Origin of the sequence: Burkholderia sp. Nafp2/4-1b (assembly GCF_003635165.1) — a bacterium.
GTDB lineage: Bacteria > Pseudomonadota > Gammaproteobacteria > Burkholderiales > Burkholderiaceae > Burkholderia.
Window position 1 is genome coordinate 814841 of sequence record NZ_ML058597.1, and the last position, 19151, is coordinate 833991.

Here is a 19151-nt window from a genome sequence, read left to right on the forward strand (position 1 = left end):
CGGACCGTCGGTCGACTCCCGTCTTCGCCCGAATATTCACGCAACGGTGATTCGATCGCCCCCGTCGCGCACGGCGTCGATCGATGGATCCGGCTCGCGCGCCTGCCCGTCAGCTTGCCTGCGCAACCAGTTCGGCATGAATCCGCTCGACGTCGTCGCGCGTGCACAGCGACGTCCCCGGATGCTCGACCGAAGCGGCCGACGCCGCCAGCGCGTAACGGCACGCATCGTCGAACGGCACGCCGCGCGCCAGCGCCCACACCATGCCGCCGACAAAACTGTCGCCGGCGCCGACCGTGCTGCATACCGCTGCCGGCCTGCCGGGCAGGCGCAGCGTGCGATCGCGCGTGACGACCCAGGCGCCGCGCGCCCCGAGCGTCAACGCGACGATGTCGGCCTGGCCGCGCGCCACGAGTTCGCTCGCCTTCCGGCATGCCGACGTGTCGTCGAGCGGTTCGCCGGCCAGCGCGCTCAGTTCGCCAATACTGGGCTTGACGAGATGCACGCCGGCCTCGAGCGCCGCTTGCAGTGCCCGGCCCGCCGCGTCGACCACCACGCGGCTGCCCCTAGCCTTCGCCGTCCGCGCCAACGTCGCATAGAGATCGTCGGGCGCGCCCGGCGGCAGGCTGCCGCTCAGGACCAGATAGCGCGGCGCCGGTTGCATCGCGTCGATTCGCGCCGCGCAGTCGCGCCACTCGGCCTGCGTAAGCGTCGGCCCCGGCATCAGGAAGCGGTATTCGCGCCCGGTCGCGGTCTCGGTCACGCACACATTCTCGCGGGTCTCGCCGGCGATCCGGATGCGCTCGCTCGGCAGATGCTCGGCTTCGAGCAGCCGCGTCAGGACGTCGCCGGTCGGCCCACCCGCCAGGTACAGCGCGACACAATCGCCGCCGAGCCGGTGAACGGTCCGCGCGACGTTGATTCCGCCGCCGCCGGGGTCGCGCCGCGGCCGCGCGCAGCGCAGCTTGTGCGTATCGACGATGTGCTCGACCGAAGTAGCAACATCGACGGCGGGATTCAATGTGACGGTCACGATGTCGGTCATGGTGGGTGGCTCTCGGTCGATGGCTGGGACGCTCCGCCGGCTGCTCGCGACGGACGCCGGCGCGGCGACGCCCGGCAACCGCTGCATGCCGGCCGTGGCTCCACCTTACGTTCGATGCCGGCCACCGCGTTGACCGCCGTCAAGGCACGCCGCGAAGGCGCGCGCTTGCGCTCGATCAACGACGCGCCCGGGCGGACTCCTACAGTGAGTCATTCATCGATGCCGAGCCCCGCCATGGACGAGCAGCCGCTTTGCACCACCGTGTTCACCGAACGCTATGCGCGGCCCGGCGAAAGGTCTCGCGAGGCCCTCTTCCATCGCGTCGCGCATGCGCTGTCGCTCGCCGAGCCGGCCGAGCTGCGTGCGCAGGCGGAGCGCGCGTTCTTCCGGAACCTGCAGCGCGGCGCGATCGGCGCGGGCCGCATCCTCGCGAACGCCGGCGCGGATACCGGCGGGACGATGGTCAACTGCTTCGTCCATCCGCTCGCGATTCCGCCGGGCGCGCCCTGGCCCGCCACCGACGCAGCACTCGCGCATGCGCTCGACGACGCACGGCTCACGCTGTTGATGGGCGGCGGAATCGGCTACGACTTCTCGCCGGTGCCGCCTGCCGACGCGTACGAACGACGCGTGTCGTCCGAACGAGGCGCATGCGTCGCGATCGACCGCTTCGACGCGATGTGCCGGGCGCTGCCGTTCACCGGCCCGCGCCGGGGCGCGCAAATGGGGGTATTGTGCTGCGATCATCCGGATCTCGCGGCCTTCGTCGCCGCCAAACGCGGACGATCGCGCTGGCCGACGTTCAACCTGTCGGTCGGCGTCACCGACGCGTTCATGGAGGCCGTCCGGCAGGACCTGCCCTGGGCGCTCGTCCATCACGCGCGGCCCCGCACCGGGGCCGGCGCACAGCCCCGGCGGCCGGACGGACGGTATCTTTACGCGACGATTCCGGCGCGCACGCTCTGGCACGAGATCGTCGGCGCGGCGCGCGACAGCGCCGAGCCGGGGCTGCTGTTTCTCGACACGATCCGCGACGCGAACCCGCTGCGCGAACACGAGCGGATCGACGCGACAAACCCGTGCGGCGAGCAGCCGCTGCCGCCGTACGGCAGTTGCGTGCTCGGGCCGATCGATCTGTCGCGTTTCGTCCACCACCCGTTCGGGGTCGACGGCACGCCGCGCTTCGATTTCCCGGGGCTCGCCGACGCGGTGCGCATCCAGGTGCGCATGCTCGACAACGTGCTCGACCTGACCGCGTGGCCGCTCGCCGCGCACGCCCACGAGGCGCTGCGCACGCGCCGCATCGGCGTCGGTGTCACCGGCCTCGGCGACTCGCTGACGATGCTGCGGCTGCACTACGACGGTACGCAAGCGCGCGCGTTCGCACGCGGAATCGTGCTGACGATGCGCGAGCATGCGTTCGCCGCTTCGGCCGCGCTTGCCGCCGAGCGCGGCGTGTTTCCCGCGTACGATCCCGCCGCCTATCTGACTGGCCCCGCGCACCGCACGCCGCTACCACTGAAGGTGCACCACGCGATCGCGCGGCACGGGCTGCGCAACAGCCATCTGCTGTCGTTCGCGCCGGCCGGCAGCGTGAGTCTCGCGTTCTGCGACAACTGTTCGAACGGGATCGAGCCGGCGCTCGGCTGGACGCAGCGTCGCCTGGTGCGCACCGCGGATGGACGGGTGCGGCCGTTTCGTGTCGAGAATCACGCTTATCGGCTGTTTCGCGACCTGCATGGCGGCAACGTCAGGCTGCCGGATTATTTCGTCAAGGCGGCGGATATCGCGCCGGCCGATCATGTCGCGATGCTCGCGGCGCTGCAGCCGTGCGTCGACGCCGGCATCTCGAAGACCGTGACGCTGCCGGGGCAGTGTTCGCTCGCGGACGTCGACGCACTGTTCTTCCAGGCATGGCGTGACGGGCTCAAGGGAATCACGGTGTTCCGGCCCGATCCGCGGCTCGCGTCGGTCGTGACCGCCGACGCGGCGCAGGCGCGGCGCGAGCGCCCGGTCTGCATCGGCTGTTGAACGACGCACGCAGACCAGCGGCCGACGCTCGGCGCGCGCCCCGGCGATCCTTCGTTCAGACGGGGGCTTCCGTGGTCGTTTCCGTGTCGGCCTGCGCGGGACCAAGCGCGTCGCCGGTATCGCCCGCCGGCGTGATGAGCGCCATCAGCCTGTCGTGATCGATCGATTCGTGCTGCAGCAAGCTGCGCGCGATCCGCTCCAGCGCATCGCGATGCTCGCCGAGCGTCGCCGCGACCCGTGCGTGCGCATCGTCGAGCAGCGCGCGCACCTCTTCGTCGATCAGTTGCGCGGTGTGCTCGCTGCAATGGCCGTCGCCCGGTGTCCACACGGCCGGCGCGCCGCCCTGCGATACCGCATCGTCGAGCGTCATCAGCCCGATCCGGTCGCTCATCCCGTACTGCATGACCATGTGCCGCGCGAGCGCGGTCGCGCGTTCGAGATCGTTCTGCGCGCCGGTCGATACGTCGCCGAACGCGATTTCCTCGGCCACCCGCCCGCCGAGCAAGACATCGAGCCGGTCGAGCAGTTCGCTCCTGCGCAGCACGTAGCGATCCTCGGTAGGCACCTGCTGCGTATAGCCGAGCGCCGCGATCCCGCGCGGGATGATTGACACCTTCTTCACCGGATCGCAGTGCGCGCGGCTTTGCGCGACGAGCGCGTGGCCGGCTTCGTGGTAAGCGATGGTCCGCTTCTCCTGTTCGTTCATCACGCGGCTCTTGCGCTCCATGCCCGTCAATGCGCGGTCGATCGCTTCGTCGAAATCGGCCATCGCGATCGCCGGCTTGCCGAGTTCCGCCGCATGCAGCGCGGCTTCGTTGACGACGTTCGCGAGATCGGCGCCGACGAAGCCCGGCGTGCGTTGCGCCAGTTCCGCGAGGTCGACTTCCGGCGCAAGCTTCACGCGCTTCGCGTGGACGGCCAGGATCTGCTTGCGGCCGGTCAGGTCCGGCCGGTCGATCGCGATGTGCCGGTCGAATCGTCCGGGGCGCAGCAGCGCGGGATCCAGGATTTCCGGCCGGTTGGTCGCGGCCATGATGATGACGCCCGAATTCGCCTGAAAGCCGTCCATCTCGACCAGCAGCTGATTGAGCGTCTGTTCGCGCTCGTCGTTGCCGGACATCAGCCCGACGCCGCGCGCCTTGCCGAGCGCGTCGAGCTCGTCGATGAACACGATGCACGGCGCCTTCTGCTGCGCCTGCTCGAACAGGTCGCGCACGCGGGCCGCCCCCACGCCGACGAACATCTCGACGAATGCCGATCCGCTGATCGTGAAGAACGGCACGCCGGCCTCGCCGGCGACGGCGCGTGCCAGCAGCGTCTTGCCGGTGCCCGGCGCGCCGACGATCAGCACGCCCTTGGGGATCTTGCCGCCAAGCCGCTGATAGCGTTCGGGGCTGCGCAGGAACGCGACGATCTGCTGCAACTCGGCCTTCGCCTCGTCGATCCCCGCGATGTCGTCGAACGTGATGCCGGTTTCCTGCTGCACGTACACACGCGCCTGGCTCTTGCCCATGCCGCTCAGGTCCCTCATCCCGCCCGGCCGCCGCATCATGAAGTTCCAGGCCAGCACGAGGACGATCATCGGCAGCAGCCACGTCGCGAGCATCGCGATCCAGCCCGAATCCGGCACGCCGCGATAGCGGATGCCCGCGGCCGTCAGCGCGGCGACCAGATGATCGTCGCCGACGCGGTTCGTCGTGAAACGCCACGGTGGGCCTGCCTTCTTGACGGCGACCGAGTCGGAGGCCGGCAGCATCGTGCCGGCTTCGGGCATGCGCAGCACGCCCGAGATCGACGACTGGCCGATCTCGAGTTCGTCGACTTGCCGCGCGTCGACCAGCCGATGGAAATCGCTGTACGAGATCGATGTCGTCGCCGGCTGGGCCGCCAGCAATTGATAGGCGATCAGGACCGCGAACGCGATCGGGATCATCAACCCGGAGTAGTCGAATGTTTTCTTCATGACGTCGAGGCTGTGCGCCGGACCCGCGGCCGCTCAGGCCGCGTCACGGGTCCAGTTCGCGCGCAGCACGTCCTCGCTGTCGCGATAGTTGAAGGCCAGCGCGCCGTGATGCGCATGCAGCAGCGCCTCGCCCATGCGCCTCACCATGTGCACGCCGGTGGTTCGAATCACGAGTGCGTCGCCGGATTGCTCGATCTCCATGATGCGTTCGAGCGCGTGCTCGCTCATCTCGAGATCGGCTTGCCGCTCGAGCAGTTCGAGGATCGCCGAGCGATGCCGGCGCACGTATTCGCCGCGCAGCACCAGTTCGCCCGCCGGCGCGTCTTCCCGCATGCGCTTGCAGGCCGGACATTCGAGCTGGCGCCGCTCGAGCGGCGTCGCGTACCAGGTCCAGCGGCCGGCGTCGCAGACGGCGCCGCATCCTTCGCAGATCCGGTCGCCGGACGGCCGTTTCGGATCGCGGTAACTGTCTTTTCGGTGCGGCTGCATGCGTGTGTCGCGGCGCAGGTAATTTCGACCGGGACCGGAATGGGATCGGTTCATGACGGGTTCTCCGGGGTAACGAACAGCGCAGACATGCCCGTCACGCGACGGTCAACCGGTCGACGACCTCTCGCACGCCCCTGACCGACGCAGCCGCGCCGCACGCGGCACGTCTTTCCGCCAGCGACGCGACCGTGCCCGTCAGCGTGACGATGCCGTCGTCCGCGTCGATCGCGATCCCGGCGGATTCGCGCTGCGCGCGACGGGCCAGTGCTTCGGCAATCCGCGTGCCGACGTCGGGCACCGTATGGTCGGCCCGCACCCGAATGCGGTTCGCGACGCCGACGACGCCTTTCATCCGGCTCACCATTTTTTCCGCTGCACGGCTCTGGAACGCATGATCGACCTCGCCGTCGAGCGTCACGCAGCCGTGATCGACTTCGACGCGAATCTGATGCTCGCGCAATGCCTCCTGCCAGCCGAGCGCGAACGTGATCGCGATCGCCAGTTCGTGGTCGGCGCACGCATTCTCCGGCGGCTCGACGTTCAGTTCGAGCACCAGCGCGCGTGCATCCGCGACATGCAGTGCGGTTTTCTGGGCTTCGAGCTTCTGGGCCCAGCTGTCGACCGTGCCGCGCAGCGTCACGATCCGGTCGCGTACGTCGACGTCGATCCGGCGCGAATCGATCGCCGGATTCCAGAACAGCGCCTGCTCGACATCCTGCTTGAGTGCTGCATCGGACTTCATGTCGGTCTCCCGTCCCGGCGCGTGCCGATCGCGAAGCGCGCGACCGGACGTGTGCCGTACCCGATTCAGCATCGCGCATGGCGGCACCAGCGGCTTGACGAGGATCAATCAACCGCAGGCTTGCCGGCTGCAGATCGAGGATGTAGTACTTCATGATCCACGACGGCACGATCAGGATCGGCTCGCGGGCCACGTCGGCCGTCGTCGGCGCGTACTGCAGCAACTCGCACAGCGCGTTGCGCCAGACGACGCGGCCCGGCGTGATCGCAACGTCGCGTCCCGGCAGATAGGCGCATGTATCGCGGCCCCGCGTGCCGCTCGCGCGATCGAGCAACGCGTTCGCGTCGTTCAGCCAGTGTCGCCAGCCTGCCTCGAGGTTCGCGCCACCGCTGCGCATTGTCGCGTCGAGCACGACCGGGTTGGTCGCGAGGAAATTTCCAGGGGAGCATGCGTCGAGCCACTGTCGCGCGACGAATCCGACCAGTTCCTCGTGATGACGTTCGACGCCCGGCACGCCGCGTGTCGCGTCGCGCCACCAAGCTGGATCGCCAGGAAGCCGTCGCGATACGCGCGAAATGGCCAGCCGCCCCACGCCGGCGCGGCGAAGCGCGGATCGGCGTAGCCGGCGTGCACGGCAAGGCCGCTCGTATCCGCGTCGCCGGCCTCGCCGTCGCGCCCGTTTGCCGCCGGCGCCACGGCGCCCAGCCACGCCTGCGTCGCGAGCACGAAGCATTTTCCCGGGGCCACAGCCAGATGCGCGCCCCAGTCAAGAATGGCCAGCGCCAGCGACACGGGTGACAACCCGAAGGTCATCGCGGCCACGTTCGCATGCGCGGCGCGATTCCACTCGTCGGCGGGCGCCGCTCGAACCGGTGCGCAGCCGGCGGCGCTCGACGCGATTTCGACCGCATCGGGCGGGCGCGTCGGCTTCAGCCCGAACGGCGCGCGGATGACGGCTGCCTTCATTTCATATGCATCCCGCCGTTGACGTCGAATTCCGCGCCGGTTGCGAACGCACCTGCCTCGGCGTCGTGACCGCTTCACTGTGCGGGTATCGCGTACGGCTGCCGTTGATCTGAGTCAAGCGTGTGGAAACCCTGCTTCGTAGACTGAATTGCACTGGCGGATCACCCGTCGATGGAGCGATTCCGATGAGCTACAAAAGCATGGTCGTGCACCTCGATACGAGCACCCGCGCGCATTCGCGTCTCGAGTTCGCGTTGCGTCTCGCCCGGCGTTTCGGTGCGCATCTCACCGGGCTGTTCGCGGTCTACACCCCCGAGCCGCATTCGTTCTACGTGATGGCCGGTTCCGCCGACTATTTCCGCGCGCACCGCGAACAGCGCGACGAGCGGCTCGCCGCGCTGGAGCGTCTGTTCCATGCGGAGACGGAGCGCGCCAAAGTGCCGGCAACCTGGATTCGCGCCAACGAGCGTGCGAACGTGGCCGTACCGCGCGCCGCCCGTCTCGCCGATCTGGTGATTGCAGGCCAGAGCGACCCGAACGATCCCGAGACCTATATCGACGACCAGTTTCCGGAGAACCTCGTGTTGTCGGCCGGCCGCCCCGTGCTGTTCTGGCCGTACACCGGAGAATTCTCGTCGATCGGCGAACGGGTGTCCGTCGCGTGGGACGGCAGCCGCGAAGCGGCCCGCGCCGCGCACGACGCGCTGCCCTTTCTCGAACACGCGAAGCGCACGACGGTCGTCGCCGTGGTCGACGGCAAGTCGGAGGCCGCGGCCACGCGGGTTCCGGCCGCCGATGCCGCGGTGATGCTGGCGCGCCATGCGGACGACGTGAACGTGCTCGACATCGATGCCGGCGCCGGCTCGTCCGTCGGCGACACGCTCCTGTCGCGCGCGTATGACACGGGTTCCGACCTGCTCGTCATGGGCGCGTACGGTCATCCGCGCTGGCGCGAACTGTTGATGGGCGGCGCCACGCGCACGGTGCTGGCGTCGATGACGCTGCCGGTCCTGATGTCGCACTGAACCCGTCGCTGCGTACGCTCGCGCTGCTCGTCGTCAACGCGGGTTCGTCGAGCGTGAAGTTCGCGGTGTTTGCGTACCCGCCGCATGGCGATCCCGCGCGGCAGCCGCTGCACGAAGGCGAAGCCGTTGCGGCCGGCAACAGCGTGTCGATCCGCTTCGATGCCGTCCAGGACGGCACGCTGCCGCTGGGCGTGGGAGACCCCTACCGCGCGGTGCTCACGCAGATCGCGAGGTGGATCCGCGTGCAACTGCCGCATATCGCACCGAGCGCCATTGCGCATCGTGTCGTGCACGGCGGCGCCGGTACGTCGACCCGGTCGTCGACGATGCGGTGCTCGACGCGCTGCGCACGCTGACGCCGCTCGCGCCCCTGCACCAGCCGCACAGCCTCGACGCGATCGACGGGCTGCGCGACGCATTTCCCGACGTGCCGCAGATCGCCGTGTTCGATACCGCGTTTCATCGCACGCTGCCGCGCGCCGAGCAATTGCTGCCGTCGCCGCACGCATGGTTCGACGAGGGCGTGCGGCGCTACGGGTTGGGTTCCACTGTCTGTCGTACGAATACCTGGCCGTCGCGCTCGACGAGCAGTTCGGCGCGCATGCACACGGCCGGATCATCGCCGCCCATCTCGGCAGCGGCGCCAGCCTGTGCGCGATGCACGACTGCCGCAGCGTCGCGAAGACGATGGGCTTTTCGGCGCTCGACGGGCTGATGATGAGCACGCGCTGTGGAACGCTCGATCCCGGTGTCGTCCTGCACCTGCTCGAGATCGGCAAGCTGTCGGGCGATGCGCTCGGTCACCTGCTGTATCACGAGTCGGGCCTCAAGGGTGTTTCAGGCGCATCCGGCGACCCGCGCGTGCTGCTCGCATGCGAAGCGGCCGGGGACGCGCGGGCTGGCGATGCGCTGACGCTGTATGTCCATCGCATCGTGCGCGAAGCCGGTGCGCTGACCGCGCTGCTTGGCGGCCTCGACGTGCTGGTCTTCACCGTCGGCATCGGCGAACACTCGACCGTGTTGCGCGAGCGGATCTGCGCGTCGCTCGGCTGGCTCGGCATCGACATCGACGCGCGCGCGAATGCGGACAATGCACACGTGGTGTCGTCCGCATCGAGCGCGGTCACGGTGGTCGTCGAGCCGACCAACGAAGCGTGGATCGCGGCGCGCGCCGCGGTGGCCGGGCTGCGCGGCAACCGGGACGCTTGATCCAGATCAGCGCCACCGGCGTGCACGCGCCGATGATGAGCTCATCCGCATCCGTTCAAGAGAAATGCCATGTACTCGAACATTCTGATTGCGCTCGACGGCAGCGACACGTCGTCCCGTGCACTCGACGCCGCGCTGGATCTCGCGACGGAAACGGGCGCGCGGCTGACACCCGTCTACGTCGTCGATTTCCTGGTGCCGGCCTACGACATGTACGGATACGATCCATCGATCCTGGTCGATTCTTTCCGTGAAGAAGGATTGCGCGTGACCGAGGACGCAGCGCGACGCATGAAAGCGCGCAACGTGGCCGGCACGCCGCAGATTTACAACGTCGCGCCGGCAGGCGAAGACATCCCGCACCGGATTGTCGGTCTCGCGGGCGAGATCGACGCCGATCTGATCGTGATGGGCACGCATGGCCGGCGCGGCTTTCAGCGTCTGTTCCTCGGCAGCGTGGCCGAGCGCGTGCTGCGCCAGGCCACGTGCCCGGTTCTGATGATTCCGGCAAGTTGCGAAACGAAGGCGTCCGCCGAGGCCACTGCCGCATCTACCGAAAAGGAGCCGTCATGAGCTACAAGACCCTGCTCGTTCATCTCGACGATAGCGAACGCTGTGCGACGCGAGTCGACCTCGCGCTCCAACTCGCGGGACGCTGGAACGCGCATCTGATCGGTCTCTATGTGATTTGCCAGGATCTCTTCGAACCGTTGCGACGGCCCGACGAACCGCTGAAGCTGGCCGTCTACGAGCGCCTGTGCGAGCAGCGGCGCAAGGAGGCGGAAGAACGATTCCTGGCAGCCGCCGTCCGTGCCGGACGCAGCGTCGAATGGCAGGCGCCGGCCGGCAATGCGACCGATGCCGCGATCCTGCATGCACGTCACGCCGATCTGCTGGTGCTCGGCCAGGAGGATCCAGACGATCGCATGACCTACGTGGCGCGCCATTTCGTCGAGGATGTCGTGATGGGCAGCGGCCGTCCGGCGATCGTCGTGCCGTACGCGGGCGACGTGCGCACGTTCGGCGAGAACGTGCTGATCGGCTGGGACGGCGGGCGCGAGGCCGCGCGCGCGATTGCCGACGCGCTGCCGCTGCTCGGCCGCGCACGCTTCGTCAACGTCGAGACGGTCGTCCGCGGGCACCCCGATCCGGACCGGACGCCTGCCGGCGTCGACGTCGCCGCGTATCTCGAACGACACGGCGTTCGCGCGTCGTTCTCGACGACGCCGCGCGAGCGGTCGGTGGGCGTGGGCGGGACGCTGATGAACCGGGTGACCGACCTGCATGCGGACCTGCTCGTCATGGGCCTGTACAGCCATACCCGCGCCCATGAGCGCGTGCTGGGCGGGGCGACGCGCGCGATCCTCGAGACGATGACGGTGCCGGTGCTGCTGTCTCACTGAGCCGTCGAACAGGGGCAGCCACTCGAGGCTGCCCCCTTTTGTCATAAGACGGCCGCACCCGCGCCCTGGCCCTCCCGCACCACCAGCACCGGCCGGGTCGCGCCGGTCGATATAGCCGCTGTCGACGTCCGTCAGCCGTGGCGCGTCCGATACCACGCACACGGCGACGATCGAGCCGCCCGACTCGCGGGCGAGCGAAATCGCCTCGTCGAGCGCGAGCCGCGAAGCGCGGCTGCCGTCGAGCGCCGCAAAGATCCGTGCATACATGACGCCTCCCTGTTGCCGTTCGGTTTCGATTGACGTGCTCACCCAGTCTGGGCTCGGCGCGCACGATTCAATTGACGCCGCTCAAGCCTGCACGGGGCCGGCGTACGCATCGGTCCCGATTGGCTAATACAGACAAAACGCGCACAATTCCGGGCGACATCGCAGTCTGGGCCCGCCCCCGCTTTTCGTGCCTCGCGTCCGGTCCGCCGCCAGCGAAATCCGTCAGGATGAACGGCAATGACAGTCAATGCGCCCGCCTTCAAGACCGGGCCGGCTCCGCGCAGGACTCGGCCCGCGCGATACGCAACCCTGGCCGCGCTGCTGGCGCTGGCGCTGGGCGTGGCTGCATCGCTCGCCACGTCCCGGCTTCTGCAGAACCGGGCGCAGGAAGCTGCCCAGGCACGCTTTGCGCAATCGGCGACGCTCGCGACGGCCGACCTCCGCCGCAGCCTCCTCGGCGCCGCTGCCGTGCTGCGCGGCGCGCGCGGCTTCGCGTCGACGCTCGCTGAACCTCAATCCGGCGACGCGTGGCGCCGTTACGTTGCCGGTCTCAATCTGGACGGTTTGCAGTCTCCCGTCCGCAGCCTCGGGCGAATCGAGCCGAGCGCCGCCGACGACGATCAGGCGACCCGGCGGGCACTGCAGCGCGCGGCGGAGACCGGCAAGGTTGCGCTGGCCGCAAACGCGACCCAGGACGGCGCCGACGCGACGATGGCTCGCACGGCGCTGATGCTGTATCTGCCGATTTATGCAAACGCTGAAGACGGGGCGTCGTCCGGAACGCAGCACGTGCGCGCGACCGGTTACGTCTATGCCGCACTCGACTCGGCGCGTCTACTCGATCCGTCGATACTGGATCGGCTTCACGTGGACATTGCAGCCGACATCCCGGCTGCCCCCGTCTATTCCGGCGGCTTCGACGACGACGATGCGACAACGGCCCACGACAGGCTCACGCGAACGGATTCGCTGTCGTTCGGCGGCACACCGCTCTCGCTGCACTACAGTGCGTTGCGCGCCGACACGTCCGGCTCCACGACGGCCGTACTGGCGGCCGGCTTTGCGCTGTCGCTGATCCTGGCCGCTCTCGTGCGGCAGGTCGTTGCCCGGCAGGTGTCGACCGTCATGCCGGCCGGCGACAGCCAGCCGACCGAGGCGCGGATGATGGGCATCATCCGGTCGTCGATGGAAGCCGTCATCACCGTCGACGAAAGCCAGACGATCGTAATCTTCAATCCGGCCGCGGAACGCGTGTTCGGCGTCTCCGCGATGGAGGCGATCGGTGCGCCGCTCTCCCGCTTCATCCCCGAGCGCTTCCGCGCCGCGCACGCGCGGCATGTCGAGCAATTCGGCGTGACGGGTGTGTCGGAACGTCAGATGGGACGGCAACGCGTGCTGTTCGGCCTGCGCGGCGACGGCTCGGAGTTTCCGATCGAGGCGTCGATCTCGCAGATTCGCGACGGCACGGGCAAGCTGTATACGGTCATGCTGCGCGACGTCACCGAGCGCGTCCGGGCGGAAAACGCGCTCAAGCAGTCGCGCGAGGAACTGCGCGACCTGTCCGCCAACCTGCAGAACGTGCGCGAGGAAGAAAAGACGCGGATTGCGCGGGAACTGCACGACGACCTCGGCCAGCAGCTCACCGCGCTCAAGATGGATCTGTCCGCCGTCGAGCTGGGGCTGGCGGGCATCGTCGCGCCCAACACCAACGTGCGCGAGCAACTGGGCGGCATGCATCGCCTGATCGATTCGACCGTTGCGTCGGTTCGGCGCATCGCGGCCGATCTGCGGCCGGTGATGCTCGACGACCTGGGGCTTGTCCCGGCGATCGAGTGGCTGGTCAACGATTTCACGCATCGCTACCGAATCACGGTCGACCGGGACATCGCCCCCGCCGATACCGCGTTCACCAGCGCCGCGGCCACCACGCTGTTTCGCATCGTGCAGGAAGCGCTCACCAATGTCGCGCGGCACGCCGATGCGACGCACGTGAAGCTGGCGTTGAAAGTAGAAGACGGCTACTGCATGCTCCGCATCGCGGACAACGGTCACGGCGCCGCGGAGACCACTCATGACGAGCGCGATCGTCCGTCGTTCGGGCTGATCGGTATCCGTGAGCGCGCGCACATGCTCGACGGCACGGTGACGATCGACAACCGGCCGGGAACGGGATTCACGATTACCGTGGCGTTGCCGCTTCACACCATCCAGCAAGGAGACGTGCTGTCATGATCAGGGTACTCATCGCCGACGACCACGCACTCGTCAGGGACGGCCTGCGGCACATCCTGCAGAGCGCAAGCGGTTTCGAAGTCGCGGGCGAAGCGCGCGACAGTGCGTCCACGATCGCGCTCGTGCGTGACACGGCCGCGAATGTGCTGGTGCTCGACCTGTCGATGCCTGGCCGCAACGGCGTCGAGCTCATCAAGCAGATCAAGGACGAGAAGCCGGCCTTGCACATCCTCGTTCTGACGATGCACGCCGAGCAGCAATATGCGGTGCGCGCGTTCCGCGCAGGTGCGTCCGGCTACATGACCAAGGAAAGCGCAAGCGCGGAACTGGTCGCTGCGCTGACCAAGATCGCGGCCGGCGGCGTCTATGTCAGCCTGACCATGGCCGAACAATTCGCGCAGAGTCTGAACGAACCAACCGATCTCCTGCCGCACCAGCGCCTGTCCGACCGTGAATTCGACGTATTCCGGCGCGTCACCACCGGCCAGTCCATTTCCGAAATCGCGCAGGCACTCTGCGTCAGCGTCAAGACGGTCAGCACGTACAAGACGCGGATTCTCGAGAAGATGCAGATGCCGAACGACACTGCGCTGGTGCGCTATGCGATGCGCCACAAGCTGTTCGACGACCCTGACGAACTCTGATACGGCAATGCAGTCGGCTGGCATACTTCGACGAACACGCTCCCCCGCTGCGTCAATGGCTTGCCACTGCGTGTGCCGACCGGGTGGCACCAAACTGCTGGCCATCTATATCCGTGACGTTCACCGTCACCGGAATGCCGTGACGAACGCTTTCCGTCACGGTGCAAAATTCCTCGAACCGTGCGAGTGCACGAGCGGCGTGCGCCAGTTCCGTCCATTTCTTTCCGGCCTTCAGCTCCACGGCCATGCTTCCGACGCGCAACCGGTCGGCCGTATCGCGAATCAGCGCGATGTCGATGTGCGCGGTAACGGGATGCGGATCATTTCGATACTTCTGCAGCGAATACAGCAGACTGGCGACAAGGCAGTTCGCGATCGCCGCGCCCAGCAATCGAACCGGATTCGGTGCACGGCCGTCGCCCAGCGGCTGGAGTTCGTCGGTCACCAGGGTGCAACCGCAATCGCGACAAGATACGGCGCCCCTGTAGGAAACGTCCTACAGGGCTTCCACGTCTCCTACCGCATCTTCAATTCCGGCTGATTTCCGTCACGCCCCGCGCCATCCATACTGCGTATCAAGAAAAACGAGCAAGCGTGCCGCCCGGCGCAAAGACAGCCTTGCCATCGAGATCGGCGTATCGGTCTCCTGGCCCGTCCGGTGCGGTTCCCCTGTCAGGAAGGCGGCAATCGCAAAGGCCGCCGGTACGACGGCCCGCGCGATTCTGCCCGACAGCGATGCCGCCGCCCCAGGAATTGGAGCCGATCATGCAAAACCATGCCGATGTTTCGCCGACCATGCCGTTACGCCCGTTCATCCCGTTGCATCCCGTCGAACGGGCGGAACAACCGAAACGCGCCGCGTCCCGTTGCTCGACGTGCGCGTTGCGGACCGTGTGCATGCCGCCCGATCTTTCTCCTGACGATTTCGCGCGCGTCGACGCGATGATCTGCACGACGCGTCACGTCAGGCGCGGCGAGACGCTGTTCCGCCCGGGCGACACATTCAACAGTATCTATGCGGTAAGAACTGGGTCGTTCAAGACCATCGTGATGCATCGCGACGGCGACGAGCAGATCACCGGCTTCCAGATCGTCGGTGAGTCGCTCGGGCTCGGCGGCGTGTACACAGGGCACCACAACGGCGAAGCCATCGCGCTCGAGGACAGCACGGTCTGCATCATCCCGTTCGGCCAGCTCGAGCAGATGTGCCGCGAAGTGCGGCCGATGCAGCACCATGTGTATCAGATGATGGGCGGCGAAATCGTGCGCGAGTCCTCCCAGATGCTGCTGCTCGGCACGATGACCGCCGAGCAGCGGGTGGCTGCGTTCCTGCTGAATCTTTCGTCGCGCTTCAAGGCACGCGGTTACTCGGCTGCTGAATTCGTGCTGCGGATGACTCGCGACGAGATCGGCGAATATCTCGGGATGAAGCTCGAAACGGTCAGCCGCATGCTGTCGAAATTCCAGCGCAAGGGGCTCGTCGCCGCGCAAGGCAAGCAGATCCAGATCGTCGATTCGGAAGGACTCCGGCAGATCTGAGCGCGCCGCGGGAACGTCGGCGGGATCAGCCCCGCATGCCCAGCACGGCGGCACCCGACACGCGCCCGCTGCGCAAATCGTCGAGTGCGCGGTTCGCGTCGGTCACGCGTTGCGCACCGTCTCGACCTGCAGCGGCATCGCGGCGGCGATCCGCATGAACTCGACGGCATCCGCACGCGTCAGGTTGGCCACCGACGCGATGCGGCGCTCGCCCCACAGCCATGCGTACGGAAAGCCCGGGATCTCGCTCATGTGAATACCGCCGCACACGACGATCCCGCCTTTGTCGACCGCGCGGAGTGCGGCCGGTACCAGTGCGCCCCTGGCGCGAAAATCAGCGCCGCCCGCCATGCGCAAGGTTCGATAACCGATCAGTCCGGCGCACAGCAGCGGCGCGGCTTCCAGGTCGGAATAGCGCTGCGGCAGACGCACACAATACCGATGGTCGGCAACGGCGCACTCGGCATAGCCGCCGTCGATCGTATAGCCGGTGAATCCCGGGCTGTCACACAGGTTTTCGCGGCCGGATCTGCAATACGCGTAATGCCCGCACGTCGATCAGTAGCTGACCGGCCGCAGGCAAGGGGTCCGGCATGCGCGCTTCGCGCAAGTGCGGTGTCGTGCCGTCAAACATCATCGCAAGCACGTTCGCCTCCCCGCGCAATCGTCGTCGCACGCCGTTCATTCCAAGACTAGTCGTTCGCCTCGCGCGCGCATCACCGGGTGCCAGGCGCTTGATGTGGGTCAACGGCCGCAGACCAGTTGCTGACACGATGAAGTGGCGTTACGCCGCCAGAGCGGCGACCTGGAGACGATCAAATGATATCCGTTCCGCCGCTTGCCGCAAGCGCCCGTCCCGACCTTTACCTGCGGTCGTTGTTGGGCTACGCGGTGCTGGCTCCGTCCAGCCACAATTCCCAGCCGTGGCGCTTCCTGGTCAACGGCACCACGATTTCGGTCTGCGCGGACCGCATTCGCGCATTGCCCGTGGTCGATCCATTCGATCGCGAGCTGATCATCAGCTGCGGGGCAGCGTTGCTCAATCTGCGTGTCGCGCTCAATCACGCAGGGCTCGCCCACACGATCAGCACGTTTCCTTCCGAAGTCGATCCCGATCTCCTTGCGCTCGTCCGGATCTGCGACGACGGCTATTCCGATGCGTCGCTCGGTGAGCTGTTCGACGCGATTCCGGAGCGCGTCACGACACGCGCCCCATTCGAATCGACGGCTGTTCCCGACGCGATCCAGCAATCGTTGATCGCAGCCGGCGTCGCGGAAGGCGCCGACGTCGCATGCGTCGACTCGATCACGCATCGGGCGCGCGTCGCCGAGCTGGTCGCGGAGGCCGATCGTCAGCAGTTCGCGGACCCGCGCTTCCGCCGCGAGCTGGCGAGCTGGATCGATCCGCGCCGGCACGTGGACGGCATGCCGGCATTCGCCGCCGGCGTACCGGCGTTGCTGGATTTCGCGGCGCCGGTCGTGACGACTGCGGTACGGACCTTCGATCTCGGCAACGGGCTGGCCGCGCTGCATCACCAGCTCGTCGGCGCATCGCCGCTGGTCATCTGCATCGCGACCGTGCGCGACGATCGCGAAGCCTGGCTCGCCGCCGGCCAGGCGCTGGAGCGGATCCTGCTCGTCGCGACGCGTGTGGGGTATACCGCGTCGTACCTGAACCAGCCGATCGAGACGGCCGGATTGCGTGCCCACCTGTGCCACATGCTCGGGTTGCGCGGCGAGCCGCAGTTGCTGCTGCGCGTCGGACGTGGTCCGCATACACCGCATTCGCCGCGGCGCCCGCTCGACGAAGTGATTTCGTGCTCCTGATCCGCACGAGGACATCAATATGAAAATCATGCGCTGCGCCGCCCTTTGCGTGTTCGCCGCCACAGGCAGCATCGCCGCTGCACAGACGGCCGTACCCGAGCCAACCGAGCTCGTCGACGCGCAGCACTGCATGTTCTGCCATACGCCCGACATGACGTTCCTCGGGCCGTCATTCCACGAGATCGCCGAGCGCTACCGCGGCGATCCGCATGCTGCCGCGGATCTGGAACGCAAGCTGCGCGTCGGCGGCCCCGCACACTGGGGCAACACGCCGATGCCGGCGGCGATCGACCGTGGCGGGCCATTGTCCCTCGACGACGCGCATCGCCTCGTTCAATGGGTGTTGAGCCAGTAACCGTCGCGTGCCCCTTCAACTCATGTCGCCCATGGTCAAACGCGTTCTCCCCGGCATGACGAACGGCAACGCTCGCGACCGTGCTGCATCCGACTCGGCGATCGGGAAGACGCGCGGCAAACGGCTAGCCGGCAAGGACAGCCTCCGACGCACTCCGCGCCGCGCACGGCGTGGCGCCAAAAGCCTGAACCGGCCTCCTGCCGATCAAGACGTGACTCTGCTGCAGCGCGCCAGCATGCGCGGCATCCGGCTGCAACTGGACTACTGGGCAGCCGAGGAGCGCCTGCAGAATCAACGCATCGGCCACGCAATTGTGATCTACGGCAGTACGCGCATCGCTGCGCCCGCCGTCGCGAATGCCCGGCTGGACGAAGCGAACCGCCTGCTCGCCGAGCGTCCGCACGACACCCGCCGGCGTCGCGCCGTGACGATCGCCAGCCGACTCGTCGAGCACAGCGTGTATTACCGCATCGCGCGCGAGTTCGGGCGCATCGTCGCCCACGCCGATCGATGCACGCGCGCCGCGCGACTCGCGATTGTGACCGGTGGCGGCCCCGGCGTCATGGAGGCCGCCAACCGCGGCGCCTTCGAGCGCGGCGCGCCGAGCATCGGCTTCAATATCGAGCTACCGCGGGAACAGGCGCCGAATCCGTACATCACACCGGATCTCTGCTTCCGGTTTCACTATTTCGCGATTCGCAAGCTGCACCTGCTCGAGCGCGCGAAGGCGGCGGTATTTTTCCCGGGCGGCTACGGCACGTTCGACGAACTGTTCGAAGTGCTGACGCTGCTGCAGACGCGAAAGATCGCGCCGCTACCGGTGATTCTCGTCGGCGAAGCATACTGGCGTCGCGCGGTCGACCTGGCGTTTCTGGCGGACGAAGGGATGATCGACCGCCGCGACCTGGAGTTGCTCACGTATTGCGAATCCGCCGCGGAAATCTGGCATGCGATCGGAAGCTGGTATGCGCGGCGTCGGGAAAACACGACGGCAGGCACACTGCAGGGCTTCTTCGAAGCCACGCGCCGTGTAGGAATCCGCCGACGGCATTTGCACGATTCCTACCGCAGCTTCGGGTGAGGCTGATTGAATCGCACCGTGCCGACAACGATACTGAAAACACCGAGAACGTTGCACGACATACCGCTCGCAGGCACGAGGAGAGACGCCATGTCACACGCCAGCTACCGCACCGCCCCGGACGATCCGACCGACGCGGACGCATTCGACACGCGGGTACTCGTCGCCCTGGCTCGCGACGCCGGCATGCTCGTGATACTCGATGGTCAGATCGGGCGCGAGCGCTACGAAAGCGTGACGGGATCGGTCGCCACGCTCGCGCGCTTCGCCAAGGCATTGCAGTTGTCGGTACTCAAGGCTGCGTGAGGCAGAAGATGGCGTGGCTTGACGCTG

At 67.5% G+C, this 19151-nt stretch carries 17 protein-coding genes and 4 pseudogenes; 12 read left to right on the top strand and 9 right to left on the bottom strand.

Features of this window, described 5'->3' with window-relative positions; translation table 11 throughout:
- Nucleotides 1-109 precede the first annotated feature (109 nt).
- Entirely contained in the window at nucleotides 110-1045 is a 936-nt protein-coding gene (locus tag C7H84_RS03745) for a 1-phosphofructokinase family hexose kinase (RefSeq protein ID WP_121857477.1), read from the bottom strand.
- Nucleotides 1046-1264: 219 nt separating this feature from the next.
- On the opposite strand from C7H84_RS03745, the gene C7H84_RS03750 reads away from it, so the two are divergent.
- Complete coding sequence (locus C7H84_RS03750) at nucleotides 1265-3076, top strand: adenosylcobalamin-dependent ribonucleoside-diphosphate reductase (protein WP_276208392.1); 1812 nt, start codon at nucleotides 1265-1267, stop codon at nucleotides 3074-3076.
- Between the two features lie 55 nt (nucleotides 3077-3131).
- Here C7H84_RS03750 and ftsH read toward each other — a convergent pair whose 3' ends face one another.
- The 4 genes and pseudogenes from ftsH to C7H84_RS03770 form a co-directional block, all read right to left on the bottom strand.
- Nucleotides 3132-5039, bottom strand: a complete 1908-nt coding sequence (gene ftsH / locus C7H84_RS03755) for an ATP-dependent zinc metalloprotease FtsH (RefSeq protein ID WP_121857479.1) — start codon at nucleotides 5037-5039, stop codon at nucleotides 3132-3134.
- Between the two features lie 33 nt (nucleotides 5040-5072).
- Nucleotides 5073-5582 carry a BCAM0308 family protein gene (locus C7H84_RS03760; protein WP_121857480.1) on the bottom strand — a complete coding sequence of 170 codons (510 nt, stop codon included), beginning with the start codon at nucleotides 5580-5582 and terminating at the stop codon, nucleotides 5073-5075.
- A gap of 40 nt (nucleotides 5583-5622) precedes the next feature.
- Nucleotides 5623-6270: a BON domain-containing protein gene (locus tag C7H84_RS03765; RefSeq protein WP_121857900.1), complete on the bottom strand. Its 648-nt coding sequence runs from the start codon at nucleotides 6268-6270 to the stop codon at nucleotides 5623-5625.
- 103 nt (nucleotides 6271-6373) lie between these two features.
- Nucleotides 6374-7236: pseudogene (locus C7H84_RS03770) on the bottom strand (poly-beta-hydroxybutyrate polymerase N-terminal domain-containing protein); the annotation flags it as partial.
- 185 nt (nucleotides 7237-7421) lie between these two features.
- Between C7H84_RS03770 and C7H84_RS03775 the strand changes: the two are divergent.
- From C7H84_RS03775 to C7H84_RS03790, 4 genes and pseudogenes are all read left to right on the top strand, one after another.
- The gene (locus tag C7H84_RS03775) at nucleotides 7422-8261 is read left to right on the top strand and encodes a universal stress protein (protein WP_121857481.1); all 840 of its coding nucleotides are present in this window, start codon (nucleotides 7422-7424) and stop codon (nucleotides 8259-8261) included.
- An 8-nt stretch (nucleotides 8262-8269) separates the two neighbouring features.
- A pseudogene (locus C7H84_RS03780) lies at nucleotides 8270-9470 on the top strand (acetate kinase).
- Between the two features lie 69 nt (nucleotides 9471-9539).
- Nucleotides 9540-10043, top strand: coding sequence for a universal stress protein (locus C7H84_RS03785; RefSeq protein WP_121857482.1), 504 nt, complete (start codon nucleotides 9540-9542; stop codon nucleotides 10041-10043).
- Complete coding sequence (locus C7H84_RS03790; protein ID WP_121857483.1) at nucleotides 10040-10873, top strand: universal stress protein; 834 nt, start codon at nucleotides 10040-10042, stop codon at nucleotides 10871-10873. The genes C7H84_RS03785 and C7H84_RS03790 overlap by 4 nt, the downstream gene beginning before the upstream one ends.
- Nucleotides 10874-10960: 87 nt before the next feature.
- On the opposite strand, the pseudogene C7H84_RS03795 reads toward C7H84_RS03790, so the two are convergent.
- Nucleotides 10961-11140: pseudogene (locus tag C7H84_RS03795) on the bottom strand (universal stress protein); the annotation flags it as partial.
- A 237-nt stretch (nucleotides 11141-11377) separates the two neighbouring features.
- On the opposite strand from C7H84_RS03795, the gene C7H84_RS03800 reads away from it, so the two are divergent.
- Nucleotides 11378-13372 carry a PAS domain S-box protein gene (locus tag C7H84_RS03800; RefSeq protein WP_121857484.1) on the top strand — a complete coding sequence of 665 codons (1995 nt, stop codon included), beginning with the start codon at nucleotides 11378-11380 and terminating at the stop codon, nucleotides 13370-13372.
- Complete coding sequence (locus C7H84_RS03805) at nucleotides 13369-14016, top strand: response regulator transcription factor (RefSeq protein ID WP_059608858.1); 648 nt, start codon at nucleotides 13369-13371, stop codon at nucleotides 14014-14016. Before C7H84_RS03800 ends, C7H84_RS03805 begins: the two co-directional genes overlap by 4 nt.
- Before the next feature lie 52 nt (nucleotides 14017-14068).
- Here the strand turns inward: C7H84_RS03805 and C7H84_RS03810 are convergent, their stop codons facing one another.
- Both C7H84_RS03810 and C7H84_RS37060 read right to left on the bottom strand, forming a co-directional pair.
- On the bottom strand, nucleotides 14069-14461 hold the full coding sequence (locus C7H84_RS03810) for an OsmC family protein (RefSeq protein ID WP_240461955.1): 393 nt from the start codon (nucleotides 14459-14461) through the stop codon (nucleotides 14069-14071).
- A gap of 130 nt (nucleotides 14462-14591) precedes the next feature.
- Nucleotides 14592-14915, bottom strand: coding sequence for a hypothetical protein (locus C7H84_RS37060; protein ID WP_240461977.1), 324 nt, complete (start codon nucleotides 14913-14915; stop codon nucleotides 14592-14594).
- Here C7H84_RS37060 and C7H84_RS03815 point away from each other — a divergent pair.
- Nucleotides 14812-15555, top strand: a complete 744-nt coding sequence (locus tag C7H84_RS03815) for a helix-turn-helix domain-containing protein (RefSeq protein WP_240461972.1) — start codon at nucleotides 14812-14814, stop codon at nucleotides 15553-15555. The genes C7H84_RS37060 and C7H84_RS03815 overlap by 104 nt on opposite strands.
- A 25-nt stretch (nucleotides 15556-15580) precedes the next feature.
- Here C7H84_RS03815 and C7H84_RS03820 read toward each other — a convergent pair.
- Nucleotides 15581-16201: pseudogene (locus C7H84_RS03820) on the bottom strand (alcohol dehydrogenase catalytic domain-containing protein).
- 173 nt (nucleotides 16202-16374) lie between these two features.
- Between C7H84_RS03820 and C7H84_RS03825 the strand changes: the two are divergent.
- The 4 genes from C7H84_RS03825 to C7H84_RS03840 all read left to right on the top strand — a co-directional run bounded on the left by C7H84_RS03825 (nucleotide 16375) and on the right by C7H84_RS03840 (nucleotide 19124).
- Nucleotides 16375-17382, top strand: coding sequence for a nitroreductase family protein (locus C7H84_RS03825; protein WP_121857486.1), 1008 nt, complete (start codon nucleotides 16375-16377; stop codon nucleotides 17380-17382).
- A 19-nt stretch (nucleotides 17383-17401) separates the two neighbouring features.
- Nucleotides 17402-17737 (top strand): c-type cytochrome, encoded by a 336-nt coding sequence (locus tag C7H84_RS03830; protein ID WP_121857487.1) that lies wholly within the window; start codon nucleotides 17402-17404, stop codon nucleotides 17735-17737.
- Nucleotides 17738-17792: 55 nt separating this feature from the next.
- On the top strand, nucleotides 17793-18818 hold the full coding sequence (locus C7H84_RS03835; protein ID WP_121857488.1) for an LOG family protein: 1026 nt from the start codon (nucleotides 17793-17795) through the stop codon (nucleotides 18816-18818).
- 90 nt (nucleotides 18819-18908) lie between these two features.
- Nucleotides 18909-19124, top strand: a complete 216-nt coding sequence (locus tag C7H84_RS03840) for a hypothetical protein (RefSeq protein WP_121857489.1) — start codon at nucleotides 18909-18911, stop codon at nucleotides 19122-19124.
- Nucleotides 19125-19151: the final 27 nt, after the last annotated feature.

Excerpts from the sequence above, each read along its gene's own strand:
- C7H84_RS03745 (WP_121857477.1), bottom strand. The coding sequence starts at position 1,045 with ATGACCGACATCGTGACCGTCACATTGAATCCCGCCGTCGATGTTGCT.
- C7H84_RS03750 (WP_276208392.1), top strand. The coding sequence starts at position 1,265 with ATGCCGAGCCCCGCCATGGACGAGCAGCCGCTTTGCACCACCGTGTTC.
- ftsH (WP_121857479.1), bottom strand. The coding sequence starts at position 5,039 with ATGAAGAAAACATTCGACTACTCCGGGTTGATGATCCCGATCGCGTTC.
- C7H84_RS03760 (WP_121857480.1), bottom strand. The coding sequence starts at position 5,582 with ATGAACCGATCCCATTCCGGTCCCGGTCGAAATTACCTGCGCCGCGAC.
- C7H84_RS03765 (WP_121857900.1), bottom strand. The coding sequence starts at position 6,270 with ATGAAGTCCGATGCAGCACTCAAGCAGGATGTCGAGCAGGCGCTGTTC.
- C7H84_RS03775 (WP_121857481.1), top strand. The coding sequence starts at position 7,422 with ATGAGCTACAAAAGCATGGTCGTGCACCTCGATACGAGCACCCGCGCG.
- C7H84_RS03785 (WP_121857482.1), top strand. The coding sequence starts at position 9,540 with ATGTACTCGAACATTCTGATTGCGCTCGACGGCAGCGACACGTCGTCC.
- C7H84_RS03790 (WP_121857483.1), top strand. The coding sequence starts at position 10,040 with ATGAGCTACAAGACCCTGCTCGTTCATCTCGACGATAGCGAACGCTGT.
- C7H84_RS03800 (WP_121857484.1), top strand. The coding sequence starts at position 11,378 with ATGACAGTCAATGCGCCCGCCTTCAAGACCGGGCCGGCTCCGCGCAGG.
- C7H84_RS03805 (WP_059608858.1), top strand. The coding sequence starts at position 13,369 with ATGATCAGGGTACTCATCGCCGACGACCACGCACTCGTCAGGGACGGC.
- C7H84_RS03815 (WP_240461972.1), top strand. The coding sequence starts at position 14,812 with ATGCCGTTACGCCCGTTCATCCCGTTGCATCCCGTCGAACGGGCGGAA.
- C7H84_RS37060 (WP_240461977.1), bottom strand. The coding sequence starts at position 14,915 with ATGCACACGGTCCGCAACGCGCACGTCGAGCAACGGGACGCGGCGCGT.
- C7H84_RS03825 (WP_121857486.1), top strand. The coding sequence starts at position 16,375 with ATGATATCCGTTCCGCCGCTTGCCGCAAGCGCCCGTCCCGACCTTTAC.
- C7H84_RS03830 (WP_121857487.1), top strand. The coding sequence starts at position 17,402 with ATGAAAATCATGCGCTGCGCCGCCCTTTGCGTGTTCGCCGCCACAGGC.
- C7H84_RS03835 (WP_121857488.1), top strand. The coding sequence starts at position 17,793 with ATGACGAACGGCAACGCTCGCGACCGTGCTGCATCCGACTCGGCGATC.
- C7H84_RS03840 (WP_121857489.1), top strand. The coding sequence starts at position 18,909 with ATGTCACACGCCAGCTACCGCACCGCCCCGGACGATCCGACCGACGCG.